The sequence below is a fragment of the Ruegeria sp. HKCCD7221 genome (assembly GCF_013031225.1).
Classification (GTDB): Bacteria; Pseudomonadota; Alphaproteobacteria; order Rhodobacterales; family Rhodobacteraceae; genus Ruegeria.
Genome location: NZ_WPZE01000003.1, coordinates 121,110 through 138,070 on the forward strand (window position 1 = coordinate 121,110; position 16,961 = coordinate 138,070).

15 protein-coding genes are annotated in these 16,961 nt (G+C 57.5%); 8 read left to right on the forward strand and 7 right to left on the reverse strand.

Translation table 11 applies throughout. The annotated features are described in order from the left end of the window. Positions 1-528: 528 nt before the first annotated feature. From GOX73_RS09690 to GOX73_RS09710, 5 genes are all read left to right on the forward strand, one after another. Entirely contained in the window at positions 529-1,875 is a 1,347-nt protein-coding gene (locus tag GOX73_RS09690) for a substrate-binding protein (RefSeq protein ID WP_171123757.1), read from the forward strand. A 105-nt stretch (positions 1,876-1,980) separates the two neighbouring features. Beyond that, complete coding sequence (locus GOX73_RS09695; RefSeq protein WP_171123755.1) at positions 1,981-3,012, forward strand: branched-chain amino acid ABC transporter permease; 1,032 nt, start codon at positions 1,981-1,983, stop codon at positions 3,010-3,012. 3 nt (positions 3,013-3,015) lie between these two features. Further along, positions 3,016-4,221: a branched-chain amino acid ABC transporter permease gene (locus GOX73_RS09700; RefSeq protein WP_171123753.1), complete on the forward strand. Its 1,206-nt coding sequence runs from the start codon at positions 3,016-3,018 to the stop codon at positions 4,219-4,221. Between the two features lie 12 nt (positions 4,222-4,233). Continuing rightward, the gene (locus GOX73_RS09705; protein ID WP_171123751.1) at positions 4,234-4,989 is read left to right on the forward strand and encodes an ABC transporter ATP-binding protein; all 756 of its coding nucleotides are present in this window, start codon (positions 4,234-4,236) and stop codon (positions 4,987-4,989) included. 9 nt (positions 4,990-4,998) lie between these two features. Continuing rightward, positions 4,999-5,754, forward strand: a complete 756-nt coding sequence (locus GOX73_RS09710) for an ABC transporter ATP-binding protein (RefSeq protein ID WP_171123749.1) — start codon at positions 4,999-5,001, stop codon at positions 5,752-5,754. A gap of 267 nt (positions 5,755-6,021) precedes the next feature. Here the strand turns inward: GOX73_RS09710 and gph are convergent, their stop codons facing one another. Beyond that, positions 6,022-6,699, reverse strand: coding sequence for a phosphoglycolate phosphatase (gene gph / locus GOX73_RS09715; protein WP_171126256.1), 678 nt, complete (start codon positions 6,697-6,699; stop codon positions 6,022-6,024). 220 nt (positions 6,700-6,919) lie between these two features. Between gph and hemP the strand changes: the two genes are divergently transcribed. Together hemP and GOX73_RS09725 are read left to right on the forward strand one after the other, a co-directional pair. Then, positions 6,920-7,087, forward strand: coding sequence for a hemin uptake protein HemP (hemP, locus tag GOX73_RS09720; protein ID WP_171126255.1), 168 nt, complete (start codon positions 6,920-6,922; stop codon positions 7,085-7,087). Continuing rightward, positions 7,084-7,560, forward strand: a complete 477-nt coding sequence (locus GOX73_RS09725) for a hypothetical protein (RefSeq protein ID WP_171134875.1) — start codon at positions 7,084-7,086, stop codon at positions 7,558-7,560. Before hemP ends, GOX73_RS09725 begins: the two co-directional genes overlap by 4 nt. A gap of 52 nt (positions 7,561-7,612) precedes the next feature. On the opposite strand, the gene GOX73_RS09730 is transcribed toward GOX73_RS09725, so the two are convergent. The 6 genes from GOX73_RS09730 to GOX73_RS09755 form a co-directional block, all read right to left on the reverse strand. After that, positions 7,613-10,678, reverse strand: a complete 3,066-nt coding sequence (locus GOX73_RS09730; RefSeq protein ID WP_171126253.1) for an aminotransferase class III-fold pyridoxal phosphate-dependent enzyme — start codon at positions 10,676-10,678, stop codon at positions 7,613-7,615. A 105-nt stretch (positions 10,679-10,783) separates the two neighbouring features. Then, a complete protein-coding gene (locus GOX73_RS09735) occupies positions 10,784-11,656 on the reverse strand; it encodes an NAD(P)-dependent oxidoreductase (RefSeq protein ID WP_171126252.1) in 873 nt (290 codons plus the stop codon). Between the two features lie 77 nt (positions 11,657-11,733). Continuing rightward, positions 11,734-12,123 (reverse strand): Cu(I)-responsive transcriptional regulator, encoded by a 390-nt coding sequence (gene cueR, locus GOX73_RS09740; RefSeq protein WP_171126251.1) that lies wholly within the window; start codon positions 12,121-12,123, stop codon positions 11,734-11,736. After that, positions 12,120-14,594: a heavy metal translocating P-type ATPase gene (locus tag GOX73_RS09745; RefSeq protein WP_171126250.1), complete on the reverse strand. Its 2,475-nt coding sequence runs from the start codon at positions 14,592-14,594 to the stop codon at positions 12,120-12,122. The genes cueR and GOX73_RS09745 overlap by 4 nt, the downstream gene beginning before the upstream one ends. Positions 14,595-14,921: 327 nt before the next feature. Further along, positions 14,922-15,542: a pyridoxamine 5'-phosphate oxidase family protein gene (locus GOX73_RS09750; RefSeq protein ID WP_171126249.1), complete on the reverse strand. Its 621-nt coding sequence runs from the start codon at positions 15,540-15,542 to the stop codon at positions 14,922-14,924. Positions 15,543-15,554: 12 nt separating this feature from the next. Then, on the reverse strand, positions 15,555-16,019 hold the full coding sequence (locus GOX73_RS09755; protein WP_171126248.1) for a nuclear transport factor 2 family protein: 465 nt from the start codon (positions 16,017-16,019) through the stop codon (positions 15,555-15,557). Positions 16,020-16,324: 305 nt separating this feature from the next. Between GOX73_RS09755 and GOX73_RS09760 the strand changes: the two genes are divergently transcribed. Then, positions 16,325-16,891, forward strand: a complete 567-nt coding sequence (locus GOX73_RS09760; protein WP_171126247.1) for a TetR/AcrR family transcriptional regulator — start codon at positions 16,325-16,327, stop codon at positions 16,889-16,891. Positions 16,892-16,961 lie beyond the last annotated feature (70 nt).

Below are 16,961 nucleotides of genomic sequence, written 5' to 3' on the forward strand. Positions count from 1 at the left end.
GCTTGGAAGTTGTGACTAATTAGTCGCCGTTGCGACGACAATGCGTCGTTTCAACTTTCACTGTGTCTGGGATTGGGCCGGAAAGCAGAGGCAATTCCAGCCGTTTTGTGCTGGTGTCAGAAGAGTCTTTGAGTCGGGTTGATGGCCATCGACTGCCATATCAGAGCGATGTTACGCGTGTGGGTTTATGCGAGGCATTCGGTCTGTAAGTTTCAACCTGGTACTTCGTGGAGGGGTATTACAGTAAGTATGGACTCATGGTTTGCAGAAATATCGGGATGGGCCTGAATGCCGAGGGTGAGCATTTTTACTATTTAATTGAATGAAAATAGAGCCTAACAATCACTGGTGTCAAAACAGTTACAAAACATTCTCGTTTCTGTGTATTTGTTTACATAAGATTCCTTCGAAATTAATGGGTTGTTGTGAATTTTTCAGAAGCGCCTCCATACTTACTGCACGCAGAAATGCGATTTCGTCCGATGGAAGAGGAGCCAGAGGGCGGAAAATGGGAAATGGGAGGAATTAATGACCAATAAATCTGTCACACGCCGCGGCGTGCTGAAGTCCGGTGCCGTTGCGGGAACCGGTCTGGCCCTGCCTACGATCTTTACCGCTTCGTCGGCTGCTGCCTACACCAACGAACCGACAGGGTCCTCTGTCACTTTGGGATTCAACGTCCCACAAACAGGTCCTTACGCCGAAGAAGGTAATGACGAGTTGCTCGCGCAGCAACTGGCGGTTGAGCATCTGAACGGCGAAGGCGACGGAGGCTGTTTGAACACGTTTTCGTCCAAGGCCCTGAAGGGGAACGGTATCCTTGGCAAGAAGGTCGAGTTCGTCACCGGCGATACGCAGACCAAGTCGGACGCCGCACGCGCATCGGCCAAGTCGATGATCGAAAAAGACGGCGCGGTGATGATCAATGGCGGTTCGTCCTCGGGCGTGGCCGTTGCGGTTCAGGGCCTGTGCCAGGAAGCGGGCGTGATCTTTATGGCGGGTCTGACCCATGCCAATGACACCACCGGCAAGGACAAGAAGGCCAACGGCTTCCGCCACTTCTTCAACGCCTATATGTCAGGTGCAGCCCTTGCACCGGTGCTGGCGGCAGAGATGGGCAACGAGCGCCGCGCCTATCACCTGACGGCTGACTACAACTGGGGCTGGACCCAGGAAGAGTCGATCGTCGCTTCGACCGAAGCTCTGGGATGGGAAACGGTCAACACGGTGAAAACACCACTCGCGTCGACAGACTTCTCGTCCTATATCGCTCCGGTTCTGAACTCGGGCGCGGACGTGCTGGTTCTGAACCACTACGGCGGCAACATGGTGAACTCGCTGACCAACGCGATCCAGTTCGGCCTGCTCGACAAGGTTGCCAACGGCAAGGACTTCAAGATCGTCGTGCCGCTTTATTCCGAACTGATGGCCGCCGGTGCGGGCGAGAACATCAAGGGCGTTCTGGGTTCGATGAACTGGAACTGGCAGTTGCAGGATGAAGGCACCAAGGCCTTCGTGAAGTCCTTTGGCGAGAAGTATGGCAAACCGCCATCAAACTCGGCCCAGACTTGCTATGCGCAGACCCTGCTTTATGCGGATGCCTGTGAGCGTGCGGGGACCTTCAATCCCTGCGGTGTTGTCGAAGCTCTGGAAGATTTCGAGTTCGACGGCTTGGGCAACGGCCCGACCTGGTATCGCGGTGCCGACCACCAGTGCTTCAAAGACGTGCTGGTTGTGCGGGGTAATGAAAACCCGACCAACGCGTATGACACGCTGGAAATCGTTGAGATCACGCCACGTGCGCAGGTCGAATACGATCCCGAGCACCCAATGTTCGCCGGTGGCGAACTGGGTCAGTGCAACCCGGGCGCATAACCTGAGGTAATGGTCTGGCTGCCTGACGGCGGCCAGACATTTTCGGCAGGCATGATGGCCTGCTAAGCCACTCAATCTACGCTGACCAATCTCGAGGTGGGGCCAATGGACGCCATCCTATTGCAAATTCTGAACGGTCTGGACAAAGGGTCGGCCTATGCGCTTATCGCGCTGGGGCTGACGCTGATTTTCGGAACGCTAGGGGTTGTGAACTTTGCGCACGGGGCGCTGTTCATGATCGGGGCTTTCTGCGCCGTTACCCTGCAAAAGCTCATGAACCTGAGCTTCGTAACCCTTGACGAAACCCAGACCGATTTTCTGGGTAATCCGCTGAAAGTGGAAACCCCCTATGTTCAGGCGTGGTTCGGGCCCGAGGTCGGAGCGACCATCATCGACTGGTCCGTTCCCCTGGCGATCCTGTTTGCGATCCCGATCATGCTGTTGGTCGGATACGTGATGGAGCGTGGTCTGATCAAACATTTCTACAAGCGCCCTCATGCAGACCAGATCCTGGTGACCTTTGGCCTTGCCATCGTTCTGCAAGAGATCGTCAAGTATTTCTTCGGTGCCAACCCGATCCAGACCCCGCCACCTGACGCGCTAAGCGGTTCGGTTGATCTGGGCACCATGATCGGCTTCGATCCGAACGCGATCATCTACCCGATCTGGCGTCTGGTTTATTTCGGATTTGCCGTAGCCATCATTGGCGCTGTGTTCTCATTCCTGCAATTCACGACCTTTGGTATGGTCGTTCGGGCGGGCATGGCGGATCGCGAAACCGTGGGTTTGCTGGGCATCAATATTGACCGTCGCTTTACCATCATGTTCGGCATCGCCGCCGCGGTGGCAGGGTTGGCTGGTGTGATGTACGGGCCGCTTAACCCGCCGAATTATCACATGGGTATGGATTTCCTTGTGCTCAGCTTCGTTGTGGTTGTTGTGGGCGGCATGGGATCGCTGCCCGGAGCGGTGCTGGCCGGGTTCTTGTTGGGCATTCTTGAAAGCTTTGCCTCGACTACTTGGGCCACGACCACGATACCGGGCATCAACCAGATCATCATCTACCTTGTCGCCATTATCGTGCTGCTGACGCGACCGCGCGGTCTGATGGGGCGCAAAGGCGTGATGGAGGAATAATCAATGTTGGGACTGAACAAAAAAGACACCAGCCTGCTGATCATCGTCGGCATCCTGACGCTGCTGGCCCCCTTCATCCTGAACCCATTCCCGTCGGACAGCGCCATGGCGCAGTTCAACGCGGGCTACCCTGACCTGATGCAGCGTTTTGTGATCTTTGGCATTTTTGCCATTGGCTTCAACATCCTGTTTGGCCTGACCGGGTATCTGTCCTTTGGCCACGCGGCCTTTCTGGGCGTGGGATCCTATTCGGCCGTTTGGATGTTCAAACTGCTCAGCTATAATGTCATTCCGGCCATCGCGCTGAGTGTCGTCGTCGCCGGGTTGTTCTCGCTTCTGATTGGCTTTGTCAGCCTGCGGCGTTCGGGTATCTACTTCTCGATCCTGACGCTGGCCTTTGCGCAGATGAGCTTTGCTCTGGCCTATTCGGTGCTGTCGAACCCCAAGTTCAACCTGACCAATGGTGAAACCGGCCTTCAGGTCTATGCGGATGATCCGCAAATTCTGCAGGGCGCCAATGCGCCGGACCTGCCGCATTTGTTCGGCCTGCCCATGCGGGCGACCTATACGCTGGATGTGGGCGCCTGGAGCTTTGACTTCAACGCAGGTTACTACCTGTGTGCAATTGTCATGATGGTGGTGTTCTATCTGGCAATCCGCATCTTCCGTTCGCCCTTTGGCATGATGCTGCGGGCGGTAAAGTCAAACCAGCAGCGGATGAACTATACCGGTCTGAACTCCAAGCCATATACATTGGCGGCCTTTGTGATCTCGGGCATGTATGCTGGTCTGGCCGGTGGTCTGATGGCTGCGATGGACCCGCTGGCCGGGGCGGAACGGATGCAGTGGACAGCCTCGGGCGAGGTTGTTCTGATGACCATCCTTGGTGGTACCGGTACGCTGATCGGCCCGGTTCTGGGCGCGGGCTTCATCAAGTATTTCGAGAACATCTTCTCGAAGATCAACGACAACGTCCTGCACAGTTGGTTCGCTTTCCTGCCTGACGGTCTGGAAGACGCCGTTGTGTTCCTAATCCACCCGTTCATCGGAAAAGGCTGGCACCTGACCCTGGGTATCCTGTTCATGCTTGTCGTTATCTATCTGCCGGGTGGCCTTGTAGAAGGTGGGCAGCGCCTGATGAAATGGTTCAAGCGCAAAAAATCAGGCACCGACGATGCACCGTCGGGCAAGACTGAGCCAGCGGAATAAAGGAGGGCGATCATGGCAATTCTGCGAGTAAAAGACGTCAGTAAACGCTTTGGTGGCCTCAAGGCGCTGACGGATGTGAACCTGAACGTCGAGGAAAACTCGGTTCACGCCATCATCGGGCCAAACGGTGCGGGCAAGTCGACGCTGCTGAACTGTCTGGTGGGCAAGCTGATGCCGGACACCGGGTCGGTTCTGTTCGACAACAACTCGGTCCTGGGGCTTGAACCGTACCAGATCAATCAGATGGGCATCAGTCGCGTTTTCCAGACGCCCGAAATCTTTGGCGAATTGACGGTGATGGAGAACATGCTGATCCCGATCTTCGCCATGCGGGATGGTGCGTTTCGAATGCACGCCTATGAAACGATTGCCAATGAAAAGGACATCGTTGAACAGGCCGAAGCCATGCTGGAAGAGATGAACATGGCCGACAAACGCGAGATGCATGCCGCATCCTTGTCACGCGGCGATAAACGGCGGCTTGAGATCGGCATGTGCCTCAGCCAGAACCCGCGTCTGCTGCTGCTGGATGAACCCACGGCGGGCATGGCGCGGGCCGATACGAACAACACGATCGACCTGCTGAAACAGATCAAGGATGAACGCGATATCACCATCGCCATCATCGAACACGATATGCATGTGGTCTTCAGTCTGGCCGAGCGGATCACCGTTCTGGCGCAGGGGACGCCACTGGTCGAGGACACTCCGGAGAATATTCGCGGTAACCCCAAGGTCCGCGAAGCCTATCTGGGCGAGGCTGCGTAAGGAAAAGCTATGAACGAGAAACCTGACTTTTCAAAAAACGCGAATATGGCCACCACCGCGCCTGCCTTCCTGTCGGTGTGGGACATGCATTCCTACTATGGCGAAAGCTACATCGTGCAAGGTGTCAGCTTTAACGTGCATGAGGGCGAGATTTTGGCTCTGCTCGGCCGGAACGGGGCGGGCAAGACCTCGACCCTGCGCTCGATTGCGCGGGTGGGTGAGCCTGACGTGCGCCATGGCGAAATCTGGCTGGATCATCAACCGCTGCACAACATGACCAGTTACGAAGCGGCGGCCGCGGGGCTGGGTCTGGTGCCCGAGGACCGGCGGATCATCCCCGGCCTCACGGTCGAGGAAAATCTGCAATTGGCCCAGATCGCGCCTCCGATCGGATGGTCACTAGAGCGGCTTTACGAGTTGTTCCCCCGTCTGGGTGAGCGCCGCAAGCAAGAGGGCGTGACCCTGTCGGGTGGTGAGCAGCAGATGCTGTCGATCGCGCGGGCCCTGGCCCGCGACATCAAGGTACTGTTGCTGGACGAGCCTTACGAGGGGTTGGCTCCGGTGATCGTGGATGAGATCGAAAAGACGCTGGTCCACGTCAAACAGCAGGGCATGACAACGATCATCGTCGAACAGAACGCTGTGCGCGCGTTGGAACTGGCGGATCGAGCTATCATTCTGGATACGGGCAGCATCGTTTTTGACGGCACCGCCAGCGAGGTGCTTGAGAACTCCCAACTGCGCGAAGAGTATCTGGCCATCTGACACAGGCCGAGCGGCGAAATTGTTCAGTTCTGTTATGGCGGGATGGGTTTTCCATTCCGCCATTTTCTTTTGGCGAAGCGCTGCTTCTTACGAAATTTTCGCTTAAAAGTTTTGAACTAACAGGAGGTTAAAGGGGACTACGGGAAACCCCCTATATCTTGCCCCAGCGTAAGTGGTTAACACGGGCTTATCCAAGGAATAACCGCGGACATTACCACTTTTCCCCTGAGGGGCTGGCGACTTACCCCCTATGCTGGCCCCTCGCTTTCACGAGGTCGGTTGGCCCATCTCGTCCAGCACGTCAACTACAAGCGCGGCCAATTCACTGGCGTGGTCGTAGGCGCGCGAATGTGGAATTTCCGAAATTGGTGTTTTTCGATACCCTTCCGTAAACAACAGGAACGGCACCTTTGCCCGCTGCGCTGTTTCGGCGTCAACTTCACTGTCGCCGACATAGAGGCGCGGACCAGCGGATGTAACAGCATCAAAGCTTGCGTTCAAATGGGCAGGGTCCGGCTTGCGGACCAGCAGCGTATCTCCTCCGAACACGGTGTCAAAATGATGATCCAGCTTAAGTGCGCTTAGAATGTGTCGGGCAGGGGCCTCGGGTTTGTTGGTGCATACGCCAAGGACGCACCCCATTTTTTGCAGTTCTGCCAGGGCTTCGGCAACGCCGGGATAAGGAACGGTCCGGTCGCTGGAGGCCGCATTGTAGTATGCCAGCGTTTTTTGCGTCAGGTCCGCGTGGTGCGCTAAGGGAAGACCGCAGTGCAGGATCACCCGTTCGACCAGTTTCGGAAGGCCGTTACCGACAAACTGTTTGATCGTGTCCTGTGGCAAGGGCGCTGTGTCGGTGTCCCGCAGCATCTTGTTCGCCGCGGCAGCGATGTCGGGGATGCTGTCGACAAGCGTGCCGTCAAGGTCGAACATGATTGTTGCGGTCATCGAAAAATCCCCCATTTGATCGTCGCGAGACACCTATCTCCAACCGAAGCGCCTTGCAATTGAGGAAGGTCGATTAAGCATCCGATTATGCCTCTTGACATACCTGAGTAAATTTATCAGATTATCGGCAAGTCAGTCAGCAAACCCGGAACCGGGCCAGCCAGAAACTTGAATTGCGAACACAATCGGCCAAGCGCCAAGATATTCTGGAGTTGCCCTAATGAATATGCAGACCCCAAACCCCGCTCAGTCCTACGCTGTGTCCATGTTGCCTTCGCACAAGGCCGAAGACCTGACCAAGGGTGGCAATCTTGCGCATATCGAGCTGGGTGATCAGCTCTATACGTTGCGCATCACTCGCGCCGGTAAGTTGATCTTGACAAAATGAGCAGTCAAACGTCGCGCGGCGGGGCACCCGTCGGTCGCTTGGCAGATTTAAGCCCGATCGAGGCCGGTGCCGTAATGTACCTGCGTTTATGGAGCGATGGCGGCCAGTCACGTGCGGATGCGGCCAGTGATTTTCAGATCGCGTTGGGCGCGGATGTGGGACACGCGGCCATGATGACATTGGACAGGTTGTGTTCCCTATGCGCCCATCATGGACGTCGGCCCCTGATCCGTCATGGGCTGGGATGCTCGTGCCTGGGTGCTGATGAAAACTGTTTTGCCCAGATGATCGCATCGGCCTCCGAAGGCGCACGCGAGGATGCCATGATGATGGCATCGCTAATTGTGCGGGCGGATTTTGCCCCGGCTTTGGCTTCGCTATCCGAAGAACTGGGGCTGGCGCTGCGACGTATGACGTCAGCGGTCCCCATGCCGACGACTGGCCGCCAACCCCCAGCGACCGTGCTGCACTAAGTGGCGGGCGCGTTAGACCCCGGCACGCTCCTCGCGCCGGGGTTTTTCTGGCTCAACAGCAGCCGCATCCGGCATGGTGATGGTCATGATCGCAGGCCGGGGCAGGGGCATAGTCGCCCACCTCGGTCAGCACAACGCGCAGCGCCCACAGGATCATGTCGACATCATCCGCCTCGATCGTCAGGGGCGGGCGGATTTTCAGGATGTTGTCCTTGGGCCCTTCGCTGCCGATCAGGATGCGGTGATCGCGCATCCGGTTCTTGACGTATTTGCAGATCTCGGTGCCCTCGGATCCGTCTGGGTTGATCAACTCGACCCCCAGAAACAGGCCCATGCCCCGCACGTCGCCAACACAGGCGAAATCACCCTCAATCCCGCGCAGCCCGTCCATCAGGCGCGCGCCCATTACGCGGGCATTTTCCTGCAACCCCTCATCATCGACGATGTCCAACACCTCTTTCCCGATCCGGCAGGACAAGGTTGAACCGCCGAAGGTCGAGAAGAACTCGATCCCGTTGTCAAAGCTTTGCGCGATTTCCCTGGTCGTGACCAACACACCCAGAGGGTGCCCGTTGCCGATGGGTTTGCCCATGACCACAATATCGGGCAGCGCGCCCTGATGCTCGAAGCCAAAGTAATACTCACCCAGACGGCCCAGCCCGGTCTGCACCTCGTCGGCGATACACACCCCTCCGGCGGCGCGGATTTTTTCATAGACTGCGGGCAGATAACCCTTGGGCGGGATGATCTGACCTCCGACCGAGGGGAAAGTCTCGGCGATGAAACCTGCGACGCCGTGCCCTTTGTCCTGCAAAGCGGCAATCGCAGGGTCTACAAAATTCGCGAATTTTGTGGCGCGGTCGGGATCGTCGCGCTTGAATGATCCGCGATAATCGTCGGCCACTTCGACCAGTTCGACCCAATCCGCCTGACCCACGCCGCCGGGCTTGTTGAACTTGTAGGCCGAGATCGCAACCGCTGCATTCGTATTGCCGTGATAACCGTGATCCGGCGTCACGATCCCCTTGGCCCCGGTATGCGCGCGCGCCAGCCGCAGGGCCAGTTCATTGGCCTCGGTGCCGGAATTGACGAAAAAACAGACCTCAAAGTGATCGGGCAGTTTCGACAGCACCTTGTCTGCAAAAGCGGTCTGTGCCGGGTGCAGATAGCGGGTGTTCGAGTTCATCCGCCGCAACTGATCCGCCGCCACCGCCTGAATTCGCGGATGTGCGTGGCCCACATTGGGGACGTTGTTATAGGCGTCCAGGTAAGGGCGCCCCCATTCATCGAACAGGTGGTGTTTCCACCCGCGCACCAGCATCACCGGGTCGTCATAAGTCAGGCTGAGATTGCCACCGAAATGGTCGAGCCGCCCTTGTAGGATCGCCTGCTTGTCGGTCGGGCGATAGAGCATCTTGTCATCGGGTAGGTTCAGCAGGGCTGCGGGGTTTGGGCAGACCGCGTGCCACAGCTCCATCTCATCGGGATCACCAACACCTGGCCAATCATTCTGCATTCCGTCCGTGGTCATCGCCAGTTGGAAATGCACATGTGGGGCCCAGCCTCCGTTCTGGCTGGCATCCCCCAGACGCGCGAATGCCGCGCCCTGAGCCACGGGATCACCAGGTTTCAGTCGCTCGCACACCTCGGGGTCTAGATGACCATAGAGCGTATAGAACGCATCCCCCTCGGGCGTTTCATGATGCAGGATCACTACACCGCCATAGTCCAGATGGGCGTCACGGTTCTCGACCGCCTCAACCCGTCCGCTTATCGGTGCGTGCAGCATGGTGCCCGCCGGGGCAAACACATCCACGGCCAGATGTACCGTCCGCCGATCTGACGCTTTCCACGGCCCCTTGCGGAACCCCGGCTCGGCATATATCAGGCGCGGTTCGTTGTAGTAACCCAGCCACAGGCCCTCGCCATACTCCTCGCCCACGCGCGCGGCCTCGGCCAAAGGCATGTCGAAAGGATTCTGCGGCCAGACACAGTTTTCCACCGACAAAGACCCCATCGGCACATCGGTCAAGTCTTGCCCGAACATTGGGGCAAACTGTCCGCGATGCTCATGCAGATAGGTAAGGACATGCTCGGCGCCGTCGGTGACAGGCAGCCCGCAGGCCACACGCAACCGCGCAGACATCAGGTCACCATTCACCGCCTTGTTCTCCAGGAACCGCCACGCCGGGGCCTGACTGATCGTAACATACGGATCATCAGGGTTTTCAGCCGCCATCAAGGTCGAGTTCACAACCGATACCGCCAGCCGCATCCGTAACAAAGGCCAGATCAGGTCAACCTCTTCCGGACGCAAACGATTGGCCGCGTGATACCCGCGCACCAAAGCGGCCAACGCATGTTCTGGTCTGGGGTGATCCAGAACGATATACGCCCCGGCAATCGCCAGATCGCACACGCGGGGGGCGGCACACATGTCGCCCAAATCTATCAGTCCGGATACGCTTTGGCGCTGACCCAGATCGCCTTCGACCAGAATGTTGTAATCATTGGCGTCGTTGTGGATCGCCTGTTTCGGCAACGTGGCAAGCGCAGTTGAGGTCGCTGTAAATTCGGCGCAAATCTCTGTCAAAAGCGCCCGCTGCGCGGTGTCCGTAATCGCGTCCAACTTTTCCAAAATCCAGCCGGCCTGCGTCAGGTCCCACTTGAAGCTGGCCCGGTTCAACCCGCTATGCGAAAACCCTTCCAATGCGCGATCTGTTGCCCCCAATACGCGCCCCAGCCTGAGTATCAGGTCTTCGGATTTAGGCGCGGCCTTAGCGTAACAATGCCCCGGAAGGCGTTCCAGCAGCCACGCTAGACGCGGCGCACCTTCCTGATCTTCAATTTGTGGCAGTACCACACCTTCAAGATCTTGTATCACCTTCGGAAAGGGCAATCCCGGCGCAACGTGCGCGATGTGATCCAAAGCTTTGACCTGAAGGTCCACGAGTTCCTGCTTACATCCGGCGCGCATGACTTTGAGCACATAGTCCTGACCATTTGTCGCCTGCACCAGAAAGTTAAGGTCGTATTCGCCATCCAAACGGGTCAGTCGCGCATCCAGACCCCAATGCTGGCGCAATGCGCCTGTCCAGAAACCAATCAAGTCGCTCATTCGAATTCCTGTCCCGCGCTCAGCGGGGTCCTCTTCATCTGGCCCTAAATATCCTCGGGGGTGAATTGGGCCACGGCCCAAGAGGGGGCAGACAGCCCCCTTGCTTCATCCCAACGCGCGCAAACGCTTGATCAGGGACGAGGTGTCCCAGCGCCCGCCGCCCAGTTTCTGCACATCCTTGTAGAACTGATCAACCAGAGCCGTCACAGGCAAGGACGCGCCGGTTTCATCTGCGGTGCTCAAGCAGATGCCCAAATCCTTGCGCATCCAGTCAACGGCGAAGCCGTGATCGAAATGGTCGTCCAGCATGGTCTCGTACCTGTTCGCCATCTGCCAGCTTCCTGCCGCGCCCTGGCTGATCACCTCAACCACCGACCGGCCGTCCAGCCCGGCTTTTTCGGCAAAATGCAACGCTTCACTAAGGCCCTGAACCAAACCAGCGATGGCGATTTGGTTGCACATCTTCGTCATCTGCCCCGCGCCGCTGTCGCCGATCCGGCGGCAGATTTTGGAATAGACCTGCATGACCGGCTCTGCCGTGTCATAGGCCGGCTGGTCGCCGCCGCACATGATTGACAGGACCCCGTTTTCGGCCCCCGCCTGTCCGCCCGAGATCGGGGCATCGACAAAGGCGATCCCACGGGTTCTACCCGCCTCGTACAACTCGCGCGTCACCTTGGCAGAAACAGTTGTGTGATCGACAAAAATCGCACCGTCAGACATCCCGTGAAACGCGCCATCTTCGCCGGTGCACACCATGCGCAAGTCGTCGTCATTTCCGACGCAGGACATGACGAACTCGGCACCTTCGGCTGCCTCACGCGGTGTCGCGGCCATTGCGCCGCCATGCTGGGCAACCCATGCTTCGGCCTTGGCTTGCGTTCGGTTGTAGACGGTGACGTCGTGACCTGCGGCCTGCAGATGGCCGGCCATTGGGTAGCCCATGACACCCAATCCAAGGAATGCGACTTTTGCCATTTGGTGATCCTTTCTCATGCCCGGTTGGGTCGTTCAGCAGAGACAAACCAAAGCTGCGTGCAAAGGGCAACCCCGTGTTATGCTTTGCCTCCCAAATCTTGCAGGATTGGACAGTCGGGCCGATCATCACCCGCACATGCGTCAATCAGGTGTCCCAACGTATCGCGCATGGCGTTCAGGTCAGCGATCTTGGCCTCGACCTGGGCCAGATGCGCGCGCGCGACCTTCTTGACGTCGGAACTGGCGCGGGTGTCGTCTTCGTATAGGGCCATCAATGTGCGGCAGTCTTCGATCGTAAAGCCCAATGCACGGGCGCGGCCCAGAAAATTCAGCTTGTGTATGTCCTGACTGCGGTACCGGCGGTACCCGTTGTCATCGCGCAGGGGTTTGACCAGTCCGATGTCTTCGTAATAGCGGATCGTCTTTGCGGGTAACCCGGTCTGGGTCGAAACATCACCGATATTCATGGTGCCACCGTTTGCTGAGTTTCTGTGTGCTCTCTTTCAGGCAAAGTGGCCCGGACCCGGCGCAGGCGCAGCGCATTTGTGACTACGAAAACACTGGAAAGCGCCATTGCTCCGGCGGCCAAGGCTGGGGACAGCAATGGCCCGCCAAAGGGAAAAAGCACGCCTGCCGCAACCGGTATCAGCAAGACGTTATATCCAAACGCCCAGCCCAGGTTCTGCCGGATGTTCCGCATGGTGCGGCGGCTGATATCCATCGCGTTCGCCACACCGCGCAGATCACCTGACATGAGTACCACATCCGCCGTTTCAATGGCCACGTCGGTTCCAGTACCAATCGCAATACCAATATCCGCTGCTGCAAGCGCCGGGGCGTCATTGATGCCATCCCCGACAAAAGCCAGCGATCCAAACTGGTCGCGCAGGTCATTGATCGCGGCCAGTTTGCCGTCCGGCAATACCTCGGACGTCACGTGATCAATACCAAGTTTCCGGGCAAGCGACTGCGCCGTGCCGCTATTGTCCCCGGTGACCATCGCCAGAGTCAGCCCCATCGCATGTAGCCTGCCAAGGGCCTCGGCAGTGCCGGGTTTGAGCGGGTCTGAAACTGCAATCATTGCGGCGGCCTTGCTATCGACAGCCAGGAACAAGGGGGTTGCGCCCTCGGCCGCGCGCTGGTCGGCGTCCTGTTTCAACTCTGACACATCCACGTTGTTCTGCCGCATTAGCCTGAGCGACCCGATGATAATCTCTTGCCCGTCAACCAAGGCCCGAGCTCCCAAGCCTGTCAGTGACTGGAAGTCCGACGCATCGGGCGGCACCGCAGGCCCTGCGCGCGTGATCGCAGTTGCAATCGGGTGTTCGGATCGGGATTCAACCGATGCCGCAAGCCGTAGGGCTTGATCGTTGTCGAACCCGTTGGCCGTCACGATAGTTTCAAGTTCAGGGCGTCCCTGTGTCAGTGTCCCGGTCTTGTCCAGCGCAACGACCTTGGCTTGCTGAAGCTGTTGCAGAGCATCGCCTTTGCGAAAGAGAACCCCCAATTCGGCGGCGCGGCCCGTGCCAACCATGATCGACGTCGGCGTTGCCAGCCCCATGGCGCAGGGGCACGCAATGATCAGAACCGAAACACCTGCGACCAAGGCCATCGGCAAGGCGGGCGCAGGCCCAAACAGCAACCAAGCCGCAATCGTTAGTGCTGCAACACCGATAACCGCTGGCACGAACCACGCGGTGATACGGTCGACCAGCCCCTGTATAGGTAATTTTGCACCTTGCGCCTGTTCAACCATCCGAATGACTTGTGCTAGAACAGTATCGGCACCAACGCGCGCTGCCCTTACCCGCAGCGCCCCAGTGCCGTTGATGGTGCCAGCCACGACCTGATCCGCCTTGGATTTTCCAACAGGGATCGGCTCACCCGTAATCATGCTTTCATCCACGAAGGACGTGCCTTCCAGAACTTCGGCGTCCACCGGAACACGCTCACCTGGTCTGATCTGAAGGATATCGCCCACCACAATCTCTGAGATCGGGCGGTCGATCATTGTGCCGTCCCGTTCCACCCTGGCCGTTTTGGGTTGCAGGCCGATCAGCTTCTGGATCGCAGCGCCAGTGCGCCCCTTTGCGCGTGCCTCCATCGCGCGCCCCAGAAGGATCAGGACGACGATGACGGATGCCGCTTCGAAATAGACATTGGCGCTGCCTTCCGGCAAGGCGCCCGGCGCAAAAGTCGCGACCACCGAATACAAATAGGCCGCCCCGGTTCCCATGGCGACCAGCGCGTTCATGTCCGGGGACCTGCGCAGCAAAGAAGGGATGCCTTTCGCGTAAAAGACCTGACCCGGTCCAAGCAGAAGAAGAGTGGTCAGGCCAAACTGAATAAGGTGGCTTGTCTGAGTTCCAATCGTGGCGTGAACCCAATGATGAAAGGCTGGAATCATGTGCCCGCCCATTTCCAGCACAAAAACGGGCAGCGCCAGCATTGCGGCAAACAGTGTGGCGCGAGTCAGCGAATTGACTTCCTGCGCCTTGCTGTGGTCTGCTTCACCGTCCTCTTGCGCGACGCGGGCTGGATAACCCGCTTTGGTACAGAGGTCCGCCAGCGCCTGTGCGGTGGTTGCCCCGTCCACATACGTCACCGTCGCAGTTTCAGTCGCAAGATTGACCTGCGCTTCAACGACGGCTGGATCACCTGACAAAAGCCCTTCGATCTTGCGCACGCATGAGGCGCAGCTCATGCCGGAAACATTCAGCGTCGTACGAGCAATAGCAGTGGGATAGCCCGCCTGATCCAGCGCGTGTGTCAGCGACTCAACTGGCCCGGAAAATGAGACCTGTGCGGTTTCGGTAGCAAAATTGACCGCGGCCGATGTGACGCCCGGAACGTCATCCAGAGCAGCCTCAACGCGACCAACGCAGGACGCACACCCCATTCCGGTGATTTTCAATTGAATTTTCTGCGGTGTAGTCATCCGACTCATCCCGAAGTGCTTTTCACCCTCTAAATGAGGGTTCCAGTCACGGGAAGGTCAAGGGGGTGCGAGTGGATATATGTGTATTTTGAAGAAGAATTAAGCCCCATCTGCCTTATCGCTTCGCGAGATGCTCCAGCAACAAAGAGTTGTAGGTAGCCGGAGGAGAAGAACGCACCGCTTCGGGAGATGCAAAAAAGCCTAGCATCAGAACTCCGGTCGACAGGGTACAGCCAATCAGGCAAATAAAAGCGAAATTCAACGTGGAACGCGGCATGAACTGCTTCCTTGCTTACAGAACATAATCAGGACTTCCGGCAAGCCGTTTCAGGATCGGCTTGCCAGTTGCTGTTTCAGTTTCTCGTTTTCGGCCTGAAGCTGCGCCAGTTGTTGACCAAGCGTGTTCAGGTGGGGGCGCAGTTCCGCCTCGGTAAAACGTGGTGTGATGTGGCGCGGGCAATTCCAATCCAGCCCCTCGACCCGAATAATGACGGCGCGTTCTGCCACAGCATCGGCTTCATCGGGAAACAGGCTGGCTGCGGCGGCTTCGCCTTCGGTGAACGCGACCCGCCCCAGAATCTTCAATCGGCGCTGGTTTGCATAATCCATCAGGATCATGGCCACCCGGTCGTTGCCGTCCAGATTCCCACGAGAAATATACTGCTTGTTGCCGGAAAAGTCGGCGTATCCAATCGTTGTCGGGCCAAACACTTTCAGAAATCCGGCAGGCCCACCGCGATACTGAACATAAGGCCAGCCGGTCTCGGACACCGTGGATTGATAGAACCCATCCCGGGCTTCGATAAACGCTTTTTCTGCGGGGCCAATCTCATGACCTTGCTGGGGGCCGCCCTCAAGGAACTTGGCATAGGTCTTGGCAGAACCCATACGTTCCTGATGGGCGCGAACGGCAGGCGTGAACATCAGTTCGGAAAATGCACGGGGCATGGGCTGTCCTTTCTACAGGCCGAGATCTGACAGGCCGGGGTGATCATCAGGCCGGGGGCCGCTGGGCCAGTGAAACAGCCGGTCTTCTTCCGAAATCGGCACATCATTCAATGACGCATGACGTTTAGCCATCCGGCCATCAGTAGCAAATTCCCAGTTCTCGTTCCCGTATGAGCGGAACCACTGACCGCTGTCATCGTGCCATTCATACGCATAGCGCACGGCAATCCGGTTGTCTGAATGTGCCCAAAGTTCTTTGATCAATCGGTAATCAAGTTCCTTCCGCCACTTTCGCGTTAGAAAGGCGTGGATTTCTGCATGGCCGGTAATGAACTCGGCGCGATTACGCCATTGACTGTCTTCGGTGTAGGCGGGCGTGACGACATCCGGATCGCGGCTGTTCCAGCCGTTTTCAGCCATCCGAATCTTTTGAATGGCGGTTTCCTGCGTGAACGGGGGAATAGGGGGGCGTGTCATTCTGGTTCCTTTCAGGTCAATGAGGCCGCAAGCAATGCGATGGTCAGAAGAATGGGGACATACTGAGGTGAGAAGGGGCTGGCACGGCGTCTCATCTGGAAGCTCCAAAGGTTTACTGATCGGTACATGTTGTGATTGAAGGTGTACAGATCGGTAATGTTTTTCAAGTGTCACGTCGATATTTTTCTCGGGGCTGTGTTGTAAGGTGCTTGTGTTACTTGAGATATTCCCCGCAGATTTGGAAAGAGGTTGTAGTTTTCAGATCAAAATAATATGTACAGATCAGTCAAGGATTGAGCTAATAAATGCGCCCAAACAAACGAGATGAACTGGTCCGCAAGGCCCTGCAGGTCTTTTACCAAGACGGATTCCACGCCACGGGTATGGATAAGCTGGTGGTGGAAACTGGCGTGTCCAAGACCTCGATGTACAAGCATTTCCGAACCAAAGAGGAATTGATCCTTGCTGCGCTGCGTTTGCGGGACGAGAACTTTAGAAACTGGTTCTTGCGTCGCATAGAAGAACTCGCCGACACGCCGGCTGATCAGTTGATCGCCAGTTTCGACGCTTTGGGCGAGTGGTTCGAAGGGGATGGATTTCGCGGCTGCATGTTCATCAAGGCTGGTGCAGAGTTTCAGGACAAGACGCATCCGATCCATGTTCAGGCGGCCGAACATAAACGCCTGCTGTTGGAGTATTTCACCGATCTTGCACGCAGGGCAGGCGCGTCTGTCCCTGAGGCGCTTGCCTGTCAGATTCTGCTGCTGAAAGAAGGGGCCATCGTTACGGCGGTTCTGCTTAAATCCTGCGACCCGGCCCGCGAAGCCAAGGCCGCCGCAAAGGTTCTTTTGGAAGCGGCGTTGCTGAATTAGGTTCGGCCCGTTCGAATTCCTGAAATGACGTTGCGTTGCGGGTCTTTGCGCGCCTTGGATCGGCTGTCGG